This window comes from Ketobacter alkanivorans, assembly GCF_002863865.1.
Taxonomy (GTDB): Bacteria; Pseudomonadota; Gammaproteobacteria; order Pseudomonadales; family Ketobacteraceae; genus Ketobacter; species Ketobacter alkanivorans.
On record NZ_CP022684.1, the window covers coordinates 2,344,641 to 2,365,708 of the forward strand.

A 21,068-nucleotide genomic window follows, 5' to 3' on the forward strand; every position below is an offset into this window, starting at 1 on the left:
TATGCAGGACAGAATTACGGTAACAACCTGTGTGCTTGGGGCTCCTTGATTTAGATCAAGGACAATTTTTTACGTACGCGGCTGAGCGCCTCTGGCGTCATGCCCAGGTAAGATGCAATATGATATAAAGGCACCTGAAGATCGACGCCTGGATATTGGCGAAGAAACTGTTGGTAGCGCTGGGTTGCATTCAGTGTAAGCAGCTCATATTCACGCCGCGCTTTCTTCATAAACAGCGCTTCCGCCATCTGCAAATGCCACACATTCCAACAGGGGAACTGGGATCTCAATGTTGTGAATTTCCGAAAATCCATCAGAAAGCCGTCGCTACTTTCAAGGAATTCGATACTCACCGTCGAGGGTTCACCGCTATTCAAATCATACAGGGAGCCTGCGATATCACCCGCAAACACAAATGATTTGTTGTGCTGGGTGCCTTCAAGAGTGATGAAGTATTCACGGCAAACACCGCTCATAAGCCAAAAGCTGTAGATTGCCGGCTCGCCCCCTCGTAGCAGGAACTCCCCGGCATTAAAGGAACGATATTGCATTAAGGGTTCGATGGCCGCCCATGCCTCGTCGGTAATATTTCGGAATATTGGGGCATGGCGCATGCGCTGGAGATAAATTGCTGTCACGGTGTTCACGTCAACGAATGCTTTGAAGACAAGCAGTATAACCCCGCAGCTTCAGGCTGGCATATCATTTCTGTGTTGATATAACGCTGATTTGAATCCAGTTCGTTCGTGAAATAAACGTATGGAGAGACGAACAGAAAGGGGATATACGTTATAAGCCCCAGGCTTTGCTCGCTGGGGCTTATAACAATACACACTGTTTTATTGTGGCAAGATTTTCCGCATAACCGCCAGTGAATTTCCACCTAATATTTTGTAAGCTTCTTCTACCGTGAATGGATTATCTAAACAGTTCGTTTTCCACCAGGTTTTTTCGCAGATTAATGCCTCTGTGTATTGGTTCAAACTGTCTATATCCGTATAGGTTTCAACGCCACCATCGTAATCTGTCCCCAGGGCGACATGATCCACTCCGTTGACTAACGTGGTACAGTTATCTGCGCCCGATTCAGCGCAACCCGCGTCGGTAACCGTCAACCCTGCATCCGTAATCACATCAACGGCATGACGTACTGCTTTTGCCCATGCAATGGGTTTGGTATCACAAATAAATGCTTCCGCAAATCCAATACCAATAACACCACCAGTAGCTGCCACATTTATGATTTCCTGGTCATACAGATTACGAGAGTTTCTGCAGGTTTCATCCGTGCCAGGTATTTCTGCTAATCCTGTATGGGACACAACCACGGGCACGTTGCGCTCAAGCGCATAGTCCACCAAGTTCACAAAGGTCGCTCTCGATGCGTGTGCTAGATCCAATATGGTATTGTTATCAACAACTTCTTTTGCAAAGTGCAGGCCTTCTGCCTTGATTTCTCTTCCCAGCCCTAGCTCATCATGCGCTCTAGCCATTCCAGTGGACGATCCACCGTAGTCGTTATCGATAAAGTGGGTCAACGCGAACATACGAAACCCGGCATCATAAAGTTCATGGTAAGCACTGGTCAGGGCCGCCTCACCTTCAGGGGTGGATACATCACTGCGAAAATAGATGCCCTCGGTTGATAGCATGGCTCCCACTAAAGCCTCACCATTCTGGCGCCTTGCAATCAAGTCATCCAGATCACTTTGCGCTTTGATCAGCTTTATCCTGGAATCCAGATTAGCTGCGCGATGTAGTTTTTTAGCTGTTTCAAGCAATCGCACGATGTACATTCTTTCGGGGTCGAACTCTGTACACTCCGAGGTTATCCCCCAGTCCAAAGACCACCCACCATCCTCATACCATGTGGTGCAAGGCATTCCTGAAACCCGGTAAAAATACGTCGCTAAATCCCTTTCCATCGACACCCATGCATAATGCTCAGCATACGGTGAATTTTCGTCATCGTATTCCCATACATTTGGATCCCTGACGTAGTTATAGCGTGAGTGCTTAACCCCATCGTCATCGGTGTAATACCCTGTAATCCAGGGAATGGTATCGCCGGCGATGTCCAAGGATCCTTTACTGGCAGCTGCAAATACTTCCATGGCAACATTGCCCTCAATCATTCGATTGATATCGACATGCCCTTCACGCTCCTCATTAACCAACAATCGATAGCCATCATCCCCACCTGCGTCAGGGTGTAATAACGTATCGGCGTGCAGATCGACAATAAACGGAGCCGCGTTGTGTATAGCCTGAATCTGACTGCTGGGAGGAATTGGGTTTTTGTATTGGGTACGAGCACCAAACCATTCCAGAGCCTCATGATAAACACCATCGGGGTTTCCACAACCGGTTAATGCCGTTGTTACCGCCAACCCCACAACCAGCTGTTTAGTATTTTTATAATTCAATCGCATAGGTAAATTCCAAGACAAAGGTAAGACTCTTACTAAAGAGACTCGCATTATAAAGACCAGCGAAATCAATAGATTTGACAGACGGAGACAGAATAGTGACACCAAGTGGCCAAGCTTTAATAAGTGACGAGCGCAGGCGGCCCCACGCACAGTAATGATTCACCCTGCCATTGACACTTTAGAGTAAAAGCTCTAAAACTGGATAGGATGTTTACTAGGACACCAAATACGCAGTATCGGCCTGATTTTTGTGGTTACAGACGCGTCCTAATGACTTTTTGACACAATAACACAGAGGGAAATTCATCATGGTCGCCAAGGTTGCCAATTTTGCTGATCACAACCCGGCTATTGCCGATATGGAGCGGATACTGAAGGCGCAAAAAGCCTCTTATAATCAGCACCGCATGCCCAGCGCTGAAGAGCGCATCAGCCTGATCAAACGCCTGAAACCGGCGTTGATTCGTCACCAGGATGCTCTGGTGGATGCCGTAAACAAAGATTTCGGCAACCGCTGCGCCACCGAGACTCGCTTTGTCGAGATAGCGTCCCTGGTGGAGACTATCAAATACAACACCAAGAATCTGACCAAATGGATGCGCCCTGAGCGCCGCAGCCTGCCGGTCAATCTGCGCCCGGCAAAAGCGAAAGTGGTGTACCAGCCTCTGGGTGTGGTGGGCATTATCGTGCCCTGGAATTACCCCTATTTCCTTGCGCTAGACCCGATGATTGCGGCCATGGCAGCCGGCAACCGGGTGATGATCAAGATGTCCGAGTTCACCCCCAATGCCGCCGAGGCCATGAAAGCCATGCTGGCGGAGGTGTATTCCGAAGATCAGGTTGCCGTGATCACCGGCGAAGCCGACGTGGGCATCGCGTTCTCTAAACTGCCCTTCGATCACCTGCTGTTTACCGGCTCTACCGCGGTGGGCAAACACGTTATGGCCGCCGCCGCCGAGAACCTGACACCTGTAACGCTTGAGTTGGGGGGCAAGTCGCCAGCACTGATCCACGAATCGTTCCCATTGAAAGATGCGGCGGAGCGGATGTCCTGGGGCAAGTGCATCAATGCGGGTCAAACCTGTGTGGCACCGGACTACACTCTGGTGCACCGATCCAAACTGGATGAGTTCACCGCTGCCTTCAATGAGGTGGTATCCACCTGGTATCCCAGCAAGCGCAACAATGATGATTACACCGCGGTAATCAATGAGCGTCAGCTCAATCGCCTGAAAGGCTATCTGAAAGACGCTGAAGAGAAAGGTGCTCGCATTGTGCCACTCAACCCAGCCAATGAGGATTTTGAAGGCAGCGGTAAGCTCCCAATCACCTTAGTGTTTGATACTACTGAAGATATGCTGATTGAGCAGAATGAGATCTTTGGTCCGCTGCTGATTGTAAAGCCTTATGACAATCTGGAGGAGGCAATGCAATATATCAACGATCGCCCCCGTCCGCTGGCTTTGTACTACTTCGACTACGATAAAGATCGCGCCGACTATGTGTTGAACCACACCCACTCCGGCGGGGCCTGCGTCAATGACACCCTGTCCCATGTTGCTGCAGAAGATATACCGTTTGGCGGCGTTGGCCCCTCCGGTATGGGCCACTACCACGGCAAAGAGGGCTTCCTTACCTTCACCAAGGCAAAAGGGGTATTCTACAAAGGCAAGGTAAATGCGACCAAGCTGTTGTTCCCCCCGTGGAACCGTCGCATTCACAAAATGGTGCTGAAATTGGCATTGAAACCAGATTAAGCTTAGTGCTTTAATATTTGATCGGATCCCAATTTATATCCGATCACCGCAAACCCGCAACAGGCGCACCCCAATCAGTGCGCCTGTTTAATAAACACAATAACGACAATAAAGTACGGGAAACCCCATGCACCCAACGAACGAACCTGCGCTAGATCGCCGGTCGTTTTTGAAACTGGGTGTGGTTGGAAGCAGTGTGCTGGCAAGTGCCGGTATCATTGGTTCACTGCAGGGCTGCAGCAGCCACACGGTTGAAAACGACACGCACACCGGCACCATAACACTGTCATTCCTTAGGGAAAAAGACGCCATCATACTCAGCGCGGTCGCACCCGCGGTTCTGAAAGGTAATTTTCCCACCGACCCCGCAGCGCGTCAGACCGCACTGGATCAGCTGTTGGTGGATATCGACGATTTCATTCTGCACACTACGGCACAAACCCAAAAACAGGTGCACGAGCTGTTCGACCTGCTCTATCTGGCTCCGTTTCGGGTGATGGTGGCCGGTTTATGGCCCAGCTGGCAGGAAGCCAACGACAAAGACGTCACGGAGTTCCTGGAAGGCTGGCAAACCAGCCGCTTCAACATGCTGCGCCAGGGCTATGTCCTGCTCACACAGCTGCCCTCTCTGATGTACTACGATCAGCCCGCCAATTGGACTGACGACATCTACCCGGGCCCACCACAACACATACCAAGCTGAGTGAGACTGACATGAGCAATAAAACCGTCGTAAAGGATATTCCTGATATCTTTCGTCTGGGCATGGCCGGTGGCTGGGTTACCCACAACGGTGCCGCCCTGGAACAACCGCTGAACCTTGAATGTGATGTGCTAGTGATTGGCACCGGCGCTGGAGGCGGCACAGCTGCCGAGATTTTTGCCCAACAGGGCTTGAAAGTCATCATGCTGGAAGAAGGCCCTCTGCGCACCTCGAACGATTTCGACATGCAGGAAAAGAAAGCCTACAGCAGCCTGTATCAAGAAGGTCTTACCCGAGGCTCTGCTGATGGTGGATTTACCATTATGCAGGGCCGCGCGGTGGGTGGATCTACCACGGTGAACTGGACCGCCAGTTTCCGCACCCCCGATGAAACCCTGGATCATTGGACTCAAGTTCATGGCCTGAAAGGCTTCAGCAAAGAGGAGATGGCTCCCTGGTTCGAGCAGATGGAGCAGCGCCTGAACATCAGTAAGTGGAAGATGGTGCCCAATGCCAACAATAACGTCATTGCCCAGGGTTGCGACAAATTGGGTTACGACTGGCAGATCATCCCCCGCAATGTAGAGGGTTGCTGGAATCTGGGCTACTGTGGCACTGGCTGCCCCACCAACGCCAAGCAGAGCATGCTGGTCACCACCATTCCCGGCGCATTAAAAAATAATGCAGAACTGGTGTATCGCGCCCGCGCCGACAAACTGATCATCGAAGGCGATCAGGTGAAAGGTGTAAGCGGTTATGGTTTAGAGGAAAACGGCATTACGCCAACCCAAAGCTTCACCGTCAAAGCCAAACACACGGTAATGGCCTGTGGCGGCATCAATGGCCCTGGCCTGCTGATGCGTTCCAACGCCCCCGATCCACATAATCGCATTGGCAAGCGCACTTTCCTGCATCCGGTGCCTGCCACATTGGCGGATTTCCCGGAGCGTCTGGACGGTTTCTACGGCGCTCCGCAATCGGTCTACTCAGATCATTTCCAATGGAAGGACGGCGTGACCGGGCCGGTGGGCTTCAAGCTGGAAGTGCCACCCATGCAGCCAGGGTTTGTGGCGTCCATCGGTATGCTGCACGGCCAGGCCCATTCCGATCAGATGAATCGCCTGCCGCACCTCAACATGATGATTGCACTGCTGCGGGACGGCTTTGTAAAAGAAAGTCAGGGTGGAGAAGTATTCCTGCGGGATGACGGCATTCCTGGCATCAACTACGAAATCAATGACTACCTGCGGGAAGGCATTGTGCGCGCCTGGCGAACCATGGCAGAGATACAGTTCGCCGCCGGTGCCCAGTCCGTAAGGCCGGTACACAGTCAAGGACGCTATGAGAAATCCCTGCAAGCTACGTTGAAGCAGATCGATGGCCTCAGCCTGGACATTAATAAAATGCGGGTAGGCAGCGCCCACGTAATGGGTGGCTGCGGCATGGGCGAAGATCCGAGCTCTTCTGTCGTGGACAGCATGGGCAAGTTCCACCATTTGGAGAGCCTGCATATCATGGATGGCTCGACATTCCCCACCAGTATCGGTGCCAACCCTCAGCTTTCTATCTATGGCATGGTAGCCAAGCAGGCAACTGCATTGGCTGCAAAGCTGAAAGGCTAGCCAACCCACCAAGCTGATTGAGATTGGCAGGCCGTAGCCCGGTCTCAATCAGCGCTTTCGGATGTGTGCCAACACCTTATCCTCTTGCGGCCCTGTGCTATCATTGCGTCTCACTTTACAAGCAGAGCCGGACACCACGCAGCAATGAGCGCCTACAAAATTGAATCTCGCCACTATCACCCCCGTTTCTGGCCTGTGTGGCTGTTACTTGGGCTGGGTTGGTGCGTGGCACAACTGCCGTTCAAGCTGCAACTGAGCCTGGGGCGGGGCTTGGGCCGCCTGATCAAGAACATCAGCCGTTCCCGTCGTCACGTTACCCGCCGCAATCTGGAAGTGTGCTTCCCTGAGCTTTCGGCAGCAGAGCATAAACGCCTGCTGGATGAAGCCTTTGATGAACTGGGAACAGGCTTTATCGAAATCGGTCTGGCCTATTGGGGCAAGGCCTCGAAAGTGGATCCGTTATGCCATTTGAGCGGCATGGAACATATCGAGCAAGCCGCCGCTGATGGTAAAGGCGTATTGCTGATTGCAGCGCACATGACCTCGTTGGAGCTGTGTCTGCGTATGTTCTCCGAGCGCCACCCTACTGCTGCCATGTACAAGCCGGCCCACAACGATCTGTTCGAACAGTACAGCGCTCTGAAGCGATCCCGCTACACCATCCCCGTGCCTAACCGCAATATCCGCCCTTTTCTCAGTCATATGCGCAAAGGTGGAGTGGCGTTCTATCTACCGGACCAGCACTACGGTGACCGCTTCAGCGTGTTCGCACCGTTCTTCGGTGTCCAAACCTCAACCATTGCCAAAACCCCAGAACTGGTCAAAATCAGTGGCGCGGCAGTAATCCCAGTGCTGTTCGGCCGCCAGCAAGACGGCTACCACATCGAAGTGCAGCCACCACTGACGTACCCAACAGGTGATGCAGTCACCGATGCCACACTGCTGAACCAGTGTGTTGAAAACAACATTCGTCGCTACCCGGCCCAATACCTGTGGCAGCATCGACGTTTCAAGAGCCGCCCCGAAGGCGAGCCCTCCATTTACTAAGGTCCAATGATGATGCTGGGAGGGTGGGTCGACCAGGCAGCGGTGGCTGTAATCTATCGTCACACTGACAATGGCTGTGAGCTTTTTTTTATTCAAAGAGCCAAAAAGCGCGGCGATCCGTGGTCTGGTGATATGGCGTTTCCCGGCGGCCGCAAGCAGATCGAAGACGCCACCCTAATAGACACCGCTGTACGAGAAACCTGGGAAGAAACCGGCCTGGACCTGTTTCATCACGGTGTTTTTCAACACAAGCTAACCCATCAGCTCACCCGCAGCCATCGCAAGCATGCGCCCATGATCGTGACGCCGCATCTGTTTTACTGGCAGGGTGATGACGCGATCAATCTGAATCACGAATGCGACGACGCCCTGTGGATTCCGCTGGATTTTTTCAATGATCAGCGCCAACGCAGCTCGCTAACCTGGAAGCAAGGCCACTTTGCTCTGCAACTGCCCTGCTACCGTTATGGTGAGAAAACCGTATGGGGACTGACCCTGCGCATGCTGGATCAGATCAGGCAACGCTCAGAGCTGTTCGGGTTGAACCCATAAACCTGAGCAGAGGTTATTTCAGTTCAACGTCCGGCTTGGAATGCTTAATGAACGCCGTGACTTTTTCTGCAGTAAGAGGACGGCTCAGAAGAAACCCCTGCATAGCATCACAACGCATGGCCCGCAGGTGATCCAATTGCGCCTTGGTTTCAACCCCCTCGGCAATCACCTGCTTGCCGAAGGATCTGGCCAGATCGATGACGCTGCGGGTAATGGCTTCGCTGGCCTCATTTTCGCCAATGCCACTGACAAACTGCTGATCAATTTTCACCAAATCAAACGGCAAGCGATGCAAATAGCTCAACGAGGAATAACCGGTTCCAAAATCGTCGATCGCAATAGTGACACCCAATTCACTGAGCTGGGCCAACTTGCGGGCCGCGCTTTCCGCATCCACAATCAGAATTGACTCCGTCACCTCCAATTCCAGATCGGTAAAATCCAGTTTGGCATCGTTGACCGCCGACTGCACCACCGATACAAAGTCCATCCGCTCCAGTTGACGCCCTGACACATTTACCGATACGCGCTTAATGCCAATCTGATTGAGACGCCAGCGGGCCATCTGCGCACAGGCTTCTCGCAAAACCCACTCGCCAATATCCAGAATCAAACCGGTATCTTCTGCCACATCAATAAACTCTGCCGGCAGCAACAGGCCTGCTTCACTGTCACGGATGCGTACCAGCGCTTCTACGCTGAATTCATTGCTCTGTACAAACCACTGAGGTTGATAACGCAACTCAACCTGATCGGTTTCCAAAGCATGACGAATTCGATGCTCCGCCGTAACCCGCCGCTGGGAAGCCCGATTCATTTCCTCTTCAAAGTAACGATATTGACCACCGCCGTCGGACTTGGCTCGATGCATGGCGGTATCAGCCTTGCGCAGCAGGGATTCCACATCCAACCCATCGCTGGGAAACACAGCGATGCCAATGCTGCTGTTTAAAAAGAATTTTTTGCCTTCGATGGTAAAAGGCGATCCCAACATGGTGATGATTTTGTCCGCCACTCGGGTGGCCCGCATAGGGGAATCGATATTATTGAGTACCACCACAAACTCGTCACCACCCTGACGCGCCACCGTATCCTCTAACGTAACGCAAACCTGCAGACGCTCTGCCGTACGCACCAGAATCTGATCCCCAAGGGAATGGCCATCGGTATCGTTCACCTGCTGGAACTTATCCAGATCCACAAACAACACCGCACCGGCGCTGTTGTTCTTGGTGGCGTGCTTCACCGCCTGATCAAGACGATCTTTCAGCAGCTGACGATTGGGCAGCTGAGTCAAACCATCAAAGTGTGCTTGGCGATAGAGTTGCTTTTCACGCCGCACTGCCGTGATGGCCACGGCCAGACGGTCGGCAAAATCTCGCAACAAACCACGATCCTGCTCTGACAGCTTGTAGGATTTCTCCCAGCCCAGCGCTAACACCCCTCGGTTTTTGCCTGCCGCTGTAATGGGAAACAGGTAGGAGTTTCCACCAAGCAGCTCCCGCCGCTCCGGCCACAACCAGTTTAAATATTTAGCATCACTGAGGGATGCCCGATGGCTTGATGCCAACACCCCCAGCCAATGATTTTCATCATCGCTTAAGCGCTGTTGCAGTAATTGATACTGACCTGTCAGGCGTGAATAACTGAACAGCCACATTTCATCAATATCGTCAGGGTTACGCAATGCCACCGCCGCTGCATCACTGGTCACCAGCCCCTGCAATGTCGACAACGTGGATTGCGCCACCTGCTCCAGATCAGGCACACTCAGTATCAGTTGATCAATGATAGACAACCCGGTAAGCATCTGGAATTGTTTACCTATTTGGTGGGCCATCTGATTAAAGGCGTCCGCCAGCTCACCCAGTTCATCCTGGGAGGGCACCGACAGATTGATTTCGAAATTACGATTGGCAACCGCGTGGGTCGCGTCCATCAACTGCCGTAACGGGCTCAGAATTCGACGTATCTGTAAGGCACTCACCAACGCAGCCAGCAACACTGTCACCGCCACCAGCAGCGATAACGCCCGCTGCAATACATTGAGTGCCTGAAACACATTGGAGTGCGGATGACTCACCCACAGCTTCCAGGCTTGATGGGTGCCAAACTGCTTTTCCAGGAATACGCTGCGCACACTCACCTGCTGCAAGGCACTGCCGTCGTACCAATCCACTTGAAAATTGGATCGATTGCCCTGCTGCCGAGCCAGCTCTGTAAATTGACTGGCGCTGATCAACTGTGAACGGGAACAGTAAAGCGACTCACCTTCGCTACCAAACACACAATAATTCAAATCCGGGTTACGACCCTCACCGTCGCTCAGCAAATACCCAACGTCCAGTTCCGCCATATACAGGGGCAGCACAGCAGCAGCGCCCGGTTGCTGCTGTAACAACAGGGCTCGCCCATCGTCGGTACTCAACAGCAAACGCAGCCCCTGCTCTAAACGCTCACGGGCTGCCACCTGCTGGCGAGAGGAAAGATGCGCACTGAAACGTTCAAAATCAGGCCAATCCACTCGCGACACGCGCTTGAACGGGCCGGGCAACGGGGGATCACCTACCGTAGCGGCCTCTTTCTGTATGACAGCGGCTTCCAGCTGACTGCTGGCCAACAGCAAACGCTCATACAGGATGGTGCTGTAGAACCGGGCCTCCTTCTTCAGGGTTTCTCTGCTCTCCTGCAGCAGCGCATTGCCCACGTAATTGTATGAAAAAGAGGCAAATAGCAGCATCGGCAGCAGCGCCGCCAGAAACACCAGCAGAAAAAATTTGCGGCCAAGCCCGCTGCGTAACTCTTTTATCTGGATAAACATAGCGCCGGGTATCGGGGGCTCAATTTGGTGAAAGAGGTTTTTTTAGAGCATAGCATAGCAACCCACCTCACCACTGTGCCTGTGTCGAATTCCTTAGCAAATACAAACACTCTCGCAGCAGGGAGGCTGCCCTATGCACCCGAGCCCCGGCGTTAGCGAAGACTCACTGAGCATCTAGCCGCTGTCGAATTTTTTAACATATACAGATTTCACCTATACCAATAATATTTTTATGTCATTGTTTTTATTATCAAAAATAGTATTGGCTTTGATCTTGCTTGCGTGAACGGGCCCACACCCAAGGAAGTCCACGGAGAAGATTCATGAAATCGCTCATGCTCGCAGTATTCGCAGTGCTCAGTGCACCCGCCGTTGCTGAGCCCCTCACCGCCACCCATTATGGCGACCAGCTCGGCCTCATCGCTGTTCTGATCATCGGTGCCGTATCCCTTATCCTGGCCCGCCGCAAATCAGCGTAAAAGTTGAGGTTCATACAGGCTTACGTTAACCTTCGCCCACATTTTGCCACGGTGAGCGTAAGCCATGACATTGCACACTCGGGTCGTCTATCCCGGAACCTTTGATCCCATAACCAATGGCCATCTGGACTTGGTAGAACGGGCCTCACGCCTGTTCGACGAAGTGGTTGTGGCCATCGCTGCCAGCGAAAAGAAAAAGCCCCTGTTCGACCTGGAACAGCGTATAGCCCTGGCGCAGGACGTGGTGGCCCACTTACCCAATGTGGAAGTGAAAGGTTTCAGCAAATTACTGGTGCATTTTTGCCAGGATGAGAAAGCCAACGTGTTGTTACGAGGCCTGCGTGCCGTATCGGATTTCGAGTACGAATTCCAATTGGCCAATATGAATCGGGCTCTGGATAGCGGTATTGAAACGGCATTTCTCACGCCGTCCGAGCACCTGTCCTTTATCAGCTCCTCCCTGGTGCGCGAAATTTCAGCACTGGATGGCGACGTGAGCCCGTTTGTACCCAGCCAGGTGTTAGCCGCCTTGAAAGCAAAACACGGTTAAATACCCTTACAGTCTGTCCGTAGAAGTAGCGGCAGTGGCGGATTACACTGCGCAATGGTTAAACGTTAGTAGAGAGACACAGCATGGCCCTTATTATCACCGATGATTGCATCAACTGCGATGTATGCGAACCTGAGTGCCCCAACGGCGCCATTTCGCAGGGTGACGAAATTTATATTATCGACCCCACCAAGTGCACCGAGTGCGTGGGCCACTATGACGAACCCCAATGCCAGCAAGTATGCCCGGTCGATTGCATACCCTTGGATCCCGAAAATGTGGAATCCGAAGACGAGCTGATGGAGAAATACGAGCGCCTGCAAGCAGAAGGCTGACGGTTCAAAGCTGGACTTATTGGGACGGAACCACTAAAAAGGCCACACGGCCTTTTTTTTGTATCTCTTCAAGGAAGGAACATGTTGATTCGATTCTGCTTTTTACTCTGCCTACTGGTTAGCCCTGCGCTTCTGGCCAGTGTCGCGCCCAAACAGCCTGCGGTGGCCAGCGCCCACCCTCTGGCCACCGAAGCGGGCATCAAAATACTGGAATCAGGGGGCAATGCCTTTGATGCCGCAATAGCCGTGGCCGCCGTACTGGGTGTCGTGGAGCCCTACAGCGCCGGCATCGGCGGTGGTGGCTTCTGGCTGCTGCACAGCGCCAAAGACGGCAAAACCACCATGGTGGATGCCCGTGAAACAGCACCGGCGGCCGCCCACAAGGATCTGTATCTGGACAAGCACGGCGACGTAGATCGGGACAAAGCCACCAATACCGCGCTGGCGGCAGGCATTCCCGGGCAGGCTGCAGCCATGGTTCATCTGTCGCAACACTATGGCACGCTGCCCCTAAGCGACACCCTGTCCCCTGCTATTCGGCTTGCCTCCGGCGGCTTCCCAGTGAATAAAGTCTATCAACAACTGGCGGATATGCGTGCCTCCACCCTGCGCCGCTATCCCGCCAGTAAACGCATCTTTCTAAAAGATGGAAAAGCACCGGATAGCGGCTTGATCGTACAACAGGGGCTGGCCCATACCCTCAGGCTGCTGGCAGAGAAAGGTTTTGATGGTTTTTACAAAGGCGAGATAGCCCAGCGGCTGGTTGAAGGCGTCGCAGCCCACGGCGGCATCTGGAGCCTGGAGGATCTGGCCAACTACAAAATCATCGAGCGCGACCCTATCAAGTTTAACTACGGCGACGCCGTGATCTGGTCTGCACCGCCGCCGTCCTCTGGCGGGGTGGCCCTGGCTCAAATGTTCGGCATGCTGTCTCTGTTTGACCTGAACAGCAAATCCGACGTTGAGCGCACCCACCTGCTGGTGGAAGTGATGCGCCGCGCTTACCGCGATCGGGCTGAGTATCTGGGCGACCCGGACTTTGTAAAAATCCCTATCGAGCGACTGACCAGCGCCAGTTATCTGGATGACCTGTCCAGCAACATCTCCATGAGCCACGCCACCCCCAGCAGCGAACTCGGCCTGCCCAAGCAAACGGGCTCCGGTACCCACACGACCCACTTCTCTATTATCGACAAACAGGGCAACCGGGTGGCGGCCACCCTGTCTATTAATACGCCATTTGGTTGCGGCGTAACCGTGGCAGGTACCGGCGTACTGCTCAACAACGAAATGGACGACTTCTCTGCCAAACCCGGCAGCCCCAACGCCTACGGTTTGATTGGCTCGCAGGCCAACGCCATCGAACCCGGCAAACGTCCTCTGTCCAGCATGACCCCCACCTTTATGGAATACGGCCCCGCCGACAATCGCCAGGTTGCCATCATCGGCACCCCTGGGGGCAGTCGCATCATCACCATGGTGATGCTGGGTCTGCTGGAAGCGCTGGATGGCAAAGGCACACAAGCCTGGGTGGATCGCCCCCGCTTTCATCATCAATTTGTCCCAGACGTTATTCAATATGAACCCGATGCCTTCGATGACGCGACCCTGGCCGAGCTGAAAAAAAGAGGCCATGAGCTGAAAGATACCGGACGCGCTTACGGCGATATGCACGCCGTGCGCTGGTATATGAAAAACGGCAACGTGGAAGCGGGCGCAGACCAGCGCCGCCTGGGCAAAGCACTGCTGGGTAACACCGCAGCCCCAATCCACTGATTTACTACAAGCACTGATAGCCGGTTGGTGGCACACTACCCGGCGTTCAAATCAAAACGATAATCGGAGATCTTTATGCGCCCACTTTCTGCGCTGGCTGGAACCCTACTACTCACCCTCGGCCTGGCTGCTTGCGATAAGCCCGAAGAGAAAAAACAGGAAGCCCCCGAAGTATTCGTGAGCATTGCCAGCGAGCAGCCCTATCGCCCGCAGCAGGGTTTTAATGCCCGTATCGAATCCAAAAGTGATGTGAACATTACCGCTCAGGTATCCGGCAAATTGTTGGCCATCCATTTCAAAGAAGGCGATCAAATCAGCGCGGGTGATCCGTTGTTCGATATTGATCCAGCCCCTTATAAAGCCGCGCTGTCCCGTGCCAAGGCAGAACTGGCCAAAGCCGAAGCCAACAAACAAAGCGCCGAGAAAAACTTCGAACGAGGCGAAAAGCTGGTCAAAGATGGCTACATTTCCGGCTCCGAATACGACACGCTGGAGGCGCGCATGCTGGAAACCGCAGCCGCTGTGGAAAGCGCCAAAGCCGCTGTAGAAAGCGCCCAGGTTGACCTGGAATACACCTCAATCAAAGCATCCCAGGATGGCCGGGTGGGTCGCGCCCGCGTCGCCGTGGGTGATGTGGTCAGCCCTCAGTCCGGCACGCTCACCACGCTGGTAGGCCAGGATGGTATGGAAGTTGTGTTCCAACTGCCGGAAAAATTGCTGATGGCCGTTACCAAGCGCGACTCCAAAATCACCGTTAAGGACATCGTGGTGGCGGTGACCCTGTCCGACGGCAGCGAATACGCTCACACCGGCACCATTGATTATTTCTCCAACCGGGTAGACGCCACTACCGGCACCCTGGAAGCCCGCGCCAGCCTGCCCAACCCGGAAGATCAGCTGCGCCCCGGACTCTACGTGCGCGCCATTCTGCGTTTGAAAGCGCCTCTGCAAGGCTTGATGATTCCACAAGCAGCGGTACAGGTTGACCAACGCGGCACCTACGTTTTAGCCGTGGATGACAACGACCGCGTTACCCGCATCAACCTGATCACCGGCGAACGCATTGGCGAGAACGTGCTGGTGAATTCTGGGCTGGACGCCGGTGCCCGCGTAATCGTACGTGGCGTGCAGAAAGTTCGCCCCGGCACCAAGGTCACCGTGTCAGAAATGAAACCGGCCACCCCGGAAAGCGGCACAGATTCAATGCCAGGCACGACAGACACCGGCCAGACCAATGGGAGCACTGAACAGTGATCAGTCGCACTTTTATCGAACGGCCCAAGTTTGCAATGGTCATTGCGCTGGTCATCACCATCGCTGGCCTGATATCGCTGAATCTACTGCCGATCTCTGAATACCCGGAAGTCGCGCCGCCCCAGGTCAAGGTGCAGGCCAAATGGCCAGGTGCCTCTGCCGCCGTCATGGAGGAAAGTGTCGGCCAGGTCATCGAAGATGTGGTCAATGGCGTTGAGGGCATGGAATACATGTCCTCGAACTCGGCCAACGACGGCAGCTACAACCTCACCATTACCTTTGCCGTGGGCGATGACCCCGACATGGCGCTGGTACGGGTACAGAACCGGGTCAAGCTCGCCGAACCCTCACTACCGGCAGAAGTACGCGCCCAGGGCCTCACCATTGACAAGATCTCGCCCGACATTCTCTTCACCGTCAACCTGTACTCCCCTGATGGCAGCCTTGATGAGCTGTTCATCGCCAACTACAGCCTGATCAACATTCAGAGCAATGTTAAGCGCATCAACGGAGTGTCGGATGCGGTGCTGTTCAGTACCGCTGATTACTCCATGCGCCTGTGGCTGAACCCTGCACAAATGACCGCCCTCGGCATCACCCACACCGACATCGCCAACGCCCTCAATGAACAGAATATTCAGGCACCAGCCGGTAAAATCGGCGCGCCCCCCTATGACGGCAGCCTCAGCACGGAATATTCACTGCAACTGAAAGGCCGCCTGAAAAGCACTGAGGAATTCGAAAACATCGTGCTGCGGGTGTCCAAAGAAGGTGCCCTGGTGCGGCTGAAGGACGTCGCCCGTGTGGAGCTGGGGCAACTGGACTACAAAGTGTCCGGCAACTTCAAAAACCGCCCAGCCACCGTCATGGCTATTTACCTGCTGCCGGGGGCCAACTCGCTCATCACAGGTGAAGCGGTAAAAGCCCAACTGGCGGAAATGTACAAAACCTTTCCCGACGGCCTGGAATACGAAGTGGGCTACGACACCACCCGCTACGTAGAAGTCTCCATCAGTCAGGTGAGCGTGTCCTTGCTGCAGGCGGTAGGCCTGGTCATTTTAATCACCTTTATCTTTCTCGGTGACTGGCGCCCCACCCTGGTACCCTCGGTTGCCATTCCGGTTTCGCTGATCGGCACCTTTGCCGTCATGCTATTGATGGGCATGACCATCAACACCGTCACCCTGTTCGGCCTGATACTGGCCATCGGTATCGTAGTGGACGACGCCATTCTGGTGGTGGAAAACACCGACCGCCACCTGCGCACCGATCCCAACATCAGCACCAAAGATGCGGTCATCAAAACCATGGAAGAAGTGAGCGGCCCCATCGTCGCCACCACCCTGGTACTGCTGGCGGTGTTTGTACCGATCGCCATGCTGCCGGGGATTACCGGCATCATGTACAACCAGTTCGCCGTCACCATCTGCGTTGCGGTGGTGTTGTCCTCCATCTGCGCCCTCAGCCTGAGCCCTGCCGTAGCCAGCCTGGTATTGCGCCGCACCGAAAAAGAACCCGGCTGGTTCCGCCGCTTTAATCAGATGTTCGGCGGCATTACCAACAAATTCACAGGTGCAGTGGGCATGCTGCTGGCCCGACGCTCCATCGCGGGCATCTTTTTCATAGTGGTCATCGCCGGTCTGTTGTGGGGCACCCGCGTTATCCCCACCGCATTTGTACCGATTGAGGATAAAGGCATCTTGCTGCTCAACGTACAATTACCCGATGCAGCCTCCATCACCCGCACCCAAAAAGTCATGGAAAAACTGCAAACCATTATTGAAAACGATCCGGCGGTAGAATCTGCCACCTTCCTGTCCGGCTACTCCATTCTGGCGGGTGCGGCCCAAAGCAATGGCGGCACCGGCTTTATCGTACTGAAGCACTGGGACGATCGGCCTGACTTCAAGGATATTGCCTTTGCGGTAGCGGCACGCATCAATAAAACCGCCTACAAAGAAATACCGGAAGCTCTGATCCAGGCCTTCCCGCCTCCCTCGATACCGGGTATGGGTGCCGTCGGCGGTCTGGAACTGGTGGTAGAAGATACGCAGGGCCGCAGTCACGAAGAGCTGGCCGGTGCCATTCAAATCCTGGCCGCCGCCGCCAATCAGTCACCGCTGATTCGCGACGCCTTCACCACGTTCCGCGCCAACGTGCCACAGTATTTCGTCGACGTGGATCGCAACAAGGCCAAAACCCTGCAGGTACCGCTCACCAACATATTCTCCACCCTGCAAACCCAGCTGGGGTCGTCCTACATCAACGATTTCTCCCTGTTTGGGCAGACCTTCCGGGTCATGATGCAAGCCTCACCAGAGTTCCGCTCCAGCCTGCGTGACATCGATCAGCTCTACGTGCGCTCCACCCTGGGCAATATGGTGCCTCTATCCACCCTGGTAAAAGTGACACCCACCCTGGGGGCCGATGTCGGAACCCGCTACAACCTGTATCGATCGGCCATTTTGCGGGCCAACCCGGCAAACGGCGTAGCCACCGGTGAAGCCATGCAGGAACTGGAACAACTGGCGGCAGACAACCTGCCTGCAGGATACAAGGTGGAATGGACCGGGATGAGCTACCAAGAGGCCAAAGCGGGCAGTCAGGCAGGTATCGCCTTCCTCATGGCCATGGTGTTCATCTATTTATTCCTGGTGGCCCAATACGAAAGCTGGTCGATTCCGGCCGCGATTATTCTGGTTGTCCCTATCGCGGTAGCCGGAGCCATCGGCGGCTTGCTGGCGGTTGGCCAAATCGGCATCCCGCAATTGGGGGCACTGGATCTGTTCGCCCAGGTGGGCCTGGTGTTATTAATCGGGCTGGCAGCTAAAAACGCCATACTGATTGTTGAGTTTGCACGGGAGCTGCGCGAACAAAGCGGCAAGAGTATTGAGGAAGCCGCCGCCAGTGCCGCCAAACTGCGTTTCAGGGCCGTCTGCATGACCGCCTTGTCCTTCGTACTGGGGATTCTGCCACTGGTGACCGCTTCCGGAGCGGGCATGTTCAGCCAGCTCTCACTGGGTCATACCGTCATGTGGGGCATGGTCACCGCGCTGGTGGTAGGCACGCCCATGATCCCGGTGTTCTATGCCATTGTGCAGTCCACCCGAGAGAACCTGAAAGCCAAACTGCGGGCCTGACCAAGGCCCGCACCACCGTTGAATTAATAAGTAATTGCTCACATAGGGATCGCATGACCGAACCACGCTACAACATTGTGCTAACGGGCCACATACAACCCGGCCAAGATGCCACGGCAGTGGCAGCCAAACTGGCGGCGCTGATGAAGCTGCCCCCCGAGAAGGCCCAGGCTTTACTACAGGGCAACGCCAGCAAAGTGAAAACCGAACTGGATGAAGCCACAGCACGCCGCTACCTGGCCGCACTGGAAAACACCGGAGCCCAAGTGAGGATGGATGAGCTGGTGGCCGCAGTGCAGCCACTGACACTGGAACCGGCTGCGCCCACCCCACCGCCAGCACACCAGCCAACGGCTGCGGAAGAACCAAGCACGCCCACTCCCTACGCAACCCCGGCAGACGATCACCTGCACCCGGATGAAATGCGCTTTTGCAGCCACTGTGGGGGCGAGGCACCTCGACTGGCGCGCAGCTGTCCGCACTGCAAACGTAAACTGCCAACCCTCGGGCGCAGCCGGGAGGTCGCCGCCTTGCTGGCCTTTCTACCCACCGGTGCATGGGGCGTCCACCGCTTCTATCTGGGACAATGGTGGGGCATTTTCTACCTGCTACTGTGCTGGACCGGCATTCCCAGCGTCATCTCTCTGGTGGAGTTTGTTGTCTTCCTCTGCACCGGCAGAGAAAGCTGGGATGCCAAGCACGGCCATAAAAACGCCGTCAGTGGCTGGATCTGGGTTATTCCCAGCCTCTTCATCTTGATCATGATACTGGGGGTTGTGGCTGCGGTAGCCATCCCTGCCTATCAGGATTACCTCACCCGCTCCCAGGTGAATCAGACCCTGTATGAAGTGGAAACACTGGAGCAGGAAATCACCGACTTTATCGAGCGCACCAACTTCGTACCCAATAGCGGGATCGACATGGGCAAAAGCGACGTGGGCGAGCTGACTTATGCCACTTGGAGCATCAGTGAAAACGCCGTCATCACGCTTACCTTCGATAGCAGCACGGACATCATTGCGGGGGAAAGCATCACCCTGATTCCATACTTGGAGGAGGATGCTTTCATCTGGGATTGCACGGGTGGAACATTGGACCCCAAATACCGGCCCATTGGATGCCAGCCGGAATAAACCAAAATCCAGGCACAAAAAAGCCCTGCCACTGAACCTTCAGGGCAGGGCTTTTTGTATATCTGTTACTGCTCAGCTGATTGCGCTGTACTCAAATGCTTGTCTGAACAACCCAGACAACGCATAAAAGTGGCTTTAAAGGGCGTTGCTACCAAGGTATTACCGGCCTCACCAACGTTGCCACCCAGCGCCGAAAAGGGCAGAGACACCACGAACAGGCCCGCACCAATGACCGTCGCCACCAGGGTCAAGGGTCGAACCAGTAAAACATCACCGGTCATTTCCAGTCCGGATGGGCGATCCGTCACCGTTTGCGCCTGGGATACCGCCGGTGCCGCCGCAAACAAAGCCATGGACAAGGCGACCATAACGGATCTAAAAGTGCTCTTCAGGCTGCGCATAATGTTTCCTCTTTATAATATTCTCGAAGGTAGCCACCTAAGTGCTTTATTCTAGTGTATTCCCTAATTAAGAAACGATCCACTTTTGACAACCCGGAAGGCCGTATTTTTCGGGCGGATTTTGTACTGGATCGCACTTTTTACGGCCGCAAGGGTGCCGCAGGGTCATTTAAGTCTGGCACAGTTTACAAAAAACGGTAGAGCGCTGCCCCAAGCGGATCTCGGTCAGGGGCGCTTTACAGGTCAAACAGGGCTGTCCGGCCCGCCCATAGACCCGCAACGTCTGCTTGAAATAACCGGGCTTGCCATCCCCTCCGACAAAGTCCCGCAGGGTTGTGCCCCCCATCTCGATGGAAGCCGCCAATACGGTTTTGATGGCCTGCACCAGCTTCTCATAACGCGCTTCGCTGACCCGGCCAGCCGCGCGCTTGGGGTGAATACCGGCCATAAACAGGGCCTCATTGGCGTAGATATTGCCCACCCCCACCACTACATGACTGTCCATGATAAAGGTCTTCACCGCACTTTTGCGGCCTTTGGCCTTCTCCAGCAGATAATCCACATTAAAGGCATCCGTCAGGGGCTCTGGCCCCAACTTCTCGATCAAGGCATGCTGCAGAGGGTCATCCGTGGTCCACAACCAGGCCCCAAAGCGGCGCGGATCACAGTAACGCAAGGTGGTGCCATCGCTGCATTCCATATCCACATGATCGTGGAACATGGGTGGTTCACCTTTGGCGATAATACGCATACTGCCGGACATCCCCAGGTGCGCAATGATGGTGCCGCTGCTGAAGCGAAATAACAGGTACTTGCCGCGCCGCTCCACCGCTTGCAGCTTTTTGCCTTCGGCCTGATGAATAGCGTCGGGCACCGGCCAGCGCAGTTTTGGCTGGCGTACATGCAACGCCTTGATACGTTTACCGACAATATGCGGTTCAATTCCGCGGCGAGTGGTTTCCACTTCCGGTAATTCTGGCATGGGTTCTCTTCAACTGATCGTTAGAAATACCAGCGCAGGCTGGCGTAAAAGCTGACCGGGTAAGTACCAAACTCCGATCCAAAC

The 21,068-nt window shown here is 54.5% G+C and carries 17 protein-coding genes; 12 read left to right on the forward strand and 5 right to left on the reverse strand.

Annotation, left to right across the window (positions count from 1 at the left end; translation table 11 throughout):
* Positions 1-50 precede the first annotated feature (50 nt).
* Both Kalk_RS10105 and Kalk_RS10110 read right to left on the reverse strand, forming a co-directional pair.
* A complete protein-coding gene (locus tag Kalk_RS10105) occupies positions 51-638 on the reverse strand; it encodes a Crp/Fnr family transcriptional regulator (protein ID WP_158643421.1) in 588 nt (195 codons plus the stop codon).
* A gap of 201 nt (positions 639-839) precedes the next feature.
* Positions 840-2,432 carry a dipeptidase gene (locus Kalk_RS10110; protein ID WP_158643422.1) on the reverse strand — a complete coding sequence of 531 codons (1,593 nt, stop codon included), beginning with the start codon at positions 2,430-2,432 and terminating at the stop codon, positions 840-842.
* A gap of 308 nt (positions 2,433-2,740) precedes the next feature.
* On the opposite strand from Kalk_RS10110, the gene Kalk_RS10115 reads away from it, so the two are divergent.
* From Kalk_RS10115 to Kalk_RS10135, 5 genes are all read left to right on the forward strand, one after another.
* Positions 2,741-4,189 (forward strand): coniferyl aldehyde dehydrogenase, encoded by a 1,449-nt coding sequence (locus tag Kalk_RS10115; RefSeq protein ID WP_101894131.1) that lies wholly within the window; start codon positions 2,741-2,743, stop codon positions 4,187-4,189.
* 127 nt (positions 4,190-4,316) lie between these two features.
* Positions 4,317-4,892 carry a hypothetical protein gene (locus Kalk_RS10120; protein WP_101894132.1) on the forward strand — a complete coding sequence of 192 codons (576 nt, stop codon included), beginning with the start codon at positions 4,317-4,319 and terminating at the stop codon, positions 4,890-4,892.
* Positions 4,893-4,903: 11 nt separating this feature from the next.
* Positions 4,904-6,514 (forward strand): GMC family oxidoreductase, encoded by a 1,611-nt coding sequence (locus Kalk_RS10125; RefSeq protein ID WP_101894133.1) that lies wholly within the window; start codon positions 4,904-4,906, stop codon positions 6,512-6,514.
* 144 nt (positions 6,515-6,658) lie between these two features.
* Positions 6,659-7,561, forward strand: a complete 903-nt coding sequence (gene lpxL / locus Kalk_RS10130; protein ID WP_101894134.1) for an LpxL/LpxP family Kdo(2)-lipid IV(A) lauroyl/palmitoleoyl acyltransferase — start codon at positions 6,659-6,661, stop codon at positions 7,559-7,561.
* Positions 7,562-7,567: 6 nt separating this feature from the next.
* Positions 7,568-8,113 carry an NUDIX hydrolase gene (locus tag Kalk_RS10135; RefSeq protein ID WP_101894135.1) on the forward strand — a complete coding sequence of 182 codons (546 nt, stop codon included), beginning with the start codon at positions 7,568-7,570 and terminating at the stop codon, positions 8,111-8,113.
* 13 nt (positions 8,114-8,126) lie between these two features.
* Here the strand turns inward: Kalk_RS10135 and Kalk_RS10140 are convergent, their stop codons facing one another.
* Positions 8,127-10,934 carry a putative bifunctional diguanylate cyclase/phosphodiesterase gene (locus Kalk_RS10140; protein WP_101894136.1) on the reverse strand — a complete coding sequence of 936 codons (2,808 nt, stop codon included), beginning with the start codon at positions 10,932-10,934 and terminating at the stop codon, positions 8,127-8,129.
* A gap of 323 nt (positions 10,935-11,257) precedes the next feature.
* Between Kalk_RS10140 and Kalk_RS21205 the strand changes: the two genes are divergently transcribed.
* From Kalk_RS21205 to Kalk_RS21685, 7 genes are all read left to right on the forward strand, one after another.
* Positions 11,258-11,413: a hypothetical protein gene (locus Kalk_RS21205; RefSeq protein ID WP_158643423.1), complete on the forward strand. Its 156-nt coding sequence runs from the start codon at positions 11,258-11,260 to the stop codon at positions 11,411-11,413.
* Positions 11,414-11,477: 64 nt separating this feature from the next.
* Complete coding sequence (gene coaD, locus Kalk_RS10145; RefSeq protein ID WP_199768046.1) at positions 11,478-11,963, forward strand: pantetheine-phosphate adenylyltransferase; 486 nt, start codon at positions 11,478-11,480, stop codon at positions 11,961-11,963.
* 83 nt (positions 11,964-12,046) lie between these two features.
* Positions 12,047-12,298, forward strand: coding sequence for a YfhL family 4Fe-4S dicluster ferredoxin (locus Kalk_RS10150; protein ID WP_101894137.1), 252 nt, complete (start codon positions 12,047-12,049; stop codon positions 12,296-12,298).
* An 81-nt stretch (positions 12,299-12,379) separates the two neighbouring features.
* On the forward strand, positions 12,380-14,074 hold the full coding sequence (ggt, locus tag Kalk_RS10155; protein WP_101894138.1) for a gamma-glutamyltransferase: 1,695 nt from the start codon (positions 12,380-12,382) through the stop codon (positions 14,072-14,074).
* A 75-nt stretch (positions 14,075-14,149) separates the two neighbouring features.
* Positions 14,150-15,328: an efflux RND transporter periplasmic adaptor subunit gene (locus Kalk_RS10160; RefSeq protein ID WP_101894139.1), complete on the forward strand. Its 1,179-nt coding sequence runs from the start codon at positions 14,150-14,152 to the stop codon at positions 15,326-15,328.
* On the forward strand, positions 15,325-18,468 hold the full coding sequence (locus Kalk_RS10165; RefSeq protein WP_101894140.1) for an efflux RND transporter permease subunit: 3,144 nt from the start codon (positions 15,325-15,327) through the stop codon (positions 18,466-18,468). The genes Kalk_RS10160 and Kalk_RS10165 overlap by 4 nt, the downstream gene beginning before the upstream one ends.
* A 53-nt stretch (positions 18,469-18,521) precedes the next feature.
* On the forward strand, positions 18,522-19,601 hold the full coding sequence (locus Kalk_RS21685; RefSeq protein ID WP_101894141.1) for an NINE protein: 1,080 nt from the start codon (positions 18,522-18,524) through the stop codon (positions 19,599-19,601).
* 65 nt (positions 19,602-19,666) lie between these two features.
* On the opposite strand, the gene Kalk_RS10175 is transcribed toward Kalk_RS21685, so the two are convergent.
* A complete protein-coding gene (locus Kalk_RS10175; protein WP_101894142.1) occupies positions 19,667-20,002 on the reverse strand; it encodes a hypothetical protein in 336 nt (111 codons plus the stop codon).
* 169 nt (positions 20,003-20,171) lie between these two features.
* The gene (gene mutM, locus Kalk_RS10180; RefSeq protein WP_101894143.1) at positions 20,172-20,984 is read right to left on the reverse strand and encodes a bifunctional DNA-formamidopyrimidine glycosylase/DNA-(apurinic or apyrimidinic site) lyase; all 813 of its coding nucleotides are present in this window, start codon (positions 20,982-20,984) and stop codon (positions 20,172-20,174) included.
* Positions 20,985-21,068 lie beyond the last annotated feature (84 nt).

Bases quoted from the DNA above. Each gene is read 5' to 3' on its own strand.
- Kalk_RS10160 (WP_101894139.1), top strand. From the start codon at position 14,150: ATGCGCCCACTTTCTGCGCTGGCTGGAACCCTACTACTCACCCTCGGC.
- Kalk_RS10150 (WP_101894137.1), top strand. From the start codon at position 12,047: ATGGCCCTTATTATCACCGATGATTGCATCAACTGCGATGTATGCGAA.
- coaD (WP_199768046.1), top strand. From the start codon at position 11,478: ATGACATTGCACACTCGGGTCGTCTATCCCGGAACCTTTGATCCCATA.
- Kalk_RS10140 (WP_101894136.1), bottom strand. From the start codon at position 10,934: ATGTTTATCCAGATAAAAGAGTTACGCAGCGGGCTTGGCCGCAAATTT.
- Kalk_RS21205 (WP_158643423.1), top strand. From the start codon at position 11,258: ATGAAATCGCTCATGCTCGCAGTATTCGCAGTGCTCAGTGCACCCGCC.
- Kalk_RS10110 (WP_158643422.1), bottom strand. From the start codon at position 2,432: ATGCGATTGAATTATAAAAATACTAAACAGCTGGTTGTGGGGTTGGCG.
- lpxL (WP_101894134.1), top strand. From the start codon at position 6,659: ATGAGCGCCTACAAAATTGAATCTCGCCACTATCACCCCCGTTTCTGG.
- Kalk_RS21685 (WP_101894141.1), top strand. From the start codon at position 18,522: ATGACCGAACCACGCTACAACATTGTGCTAACGGGCCACATACAACCC.
- mutM (WP_101894143.1), bottom strand. From the start codon at position 20,984: ATGCCAGAATTACCGGAAGTGGAAACCACTCGCCGCGGAATTGAACCG.
- Kalk_RS10115 (WP_101894131.1), top strand. From the start codon at position 2,741: ATGGTCGCCAAGGTTGCCAATTTTGCTGATCACAACCCGGCTATTGCC.
- Kalk_RS10125 (WP_101894133.1), top strand. From the start codon at position 4,904: ATGAGCAATAAAACCGTCGTAAAGGATATTCCTGATATCTTTCGTCTG.
- Kalk_RS10135 (WP_101894135.1), top strand. From the start codon at position 7,568: ATGATGATGCTGGGAGGGTGGGTCGACCAGGCAGCGGTGGCTGTAATC.
- Kalk_RS10175 (WP_101894142.1), bottom strand. From the start codon at position 20,002: ATGCGCAGCCTGAAGAGCACTTTTAGATCCGTTATGGTCGCCTTGTCC.
- ggt (WP_101894138.1), top strand. From the start codon at position 12,380: ATGTTGATTCGATTCTGCTTTTTACTCTGCCTACTGGTTAGCCCTGCG.
- Kalk_RS10120 (WP_101894132.1), top strand. From the start codon at position 4,317: ATGCACCCAACGAACGAACCTGCGCTAGATCGCCGGTCGTTTTTGAAA.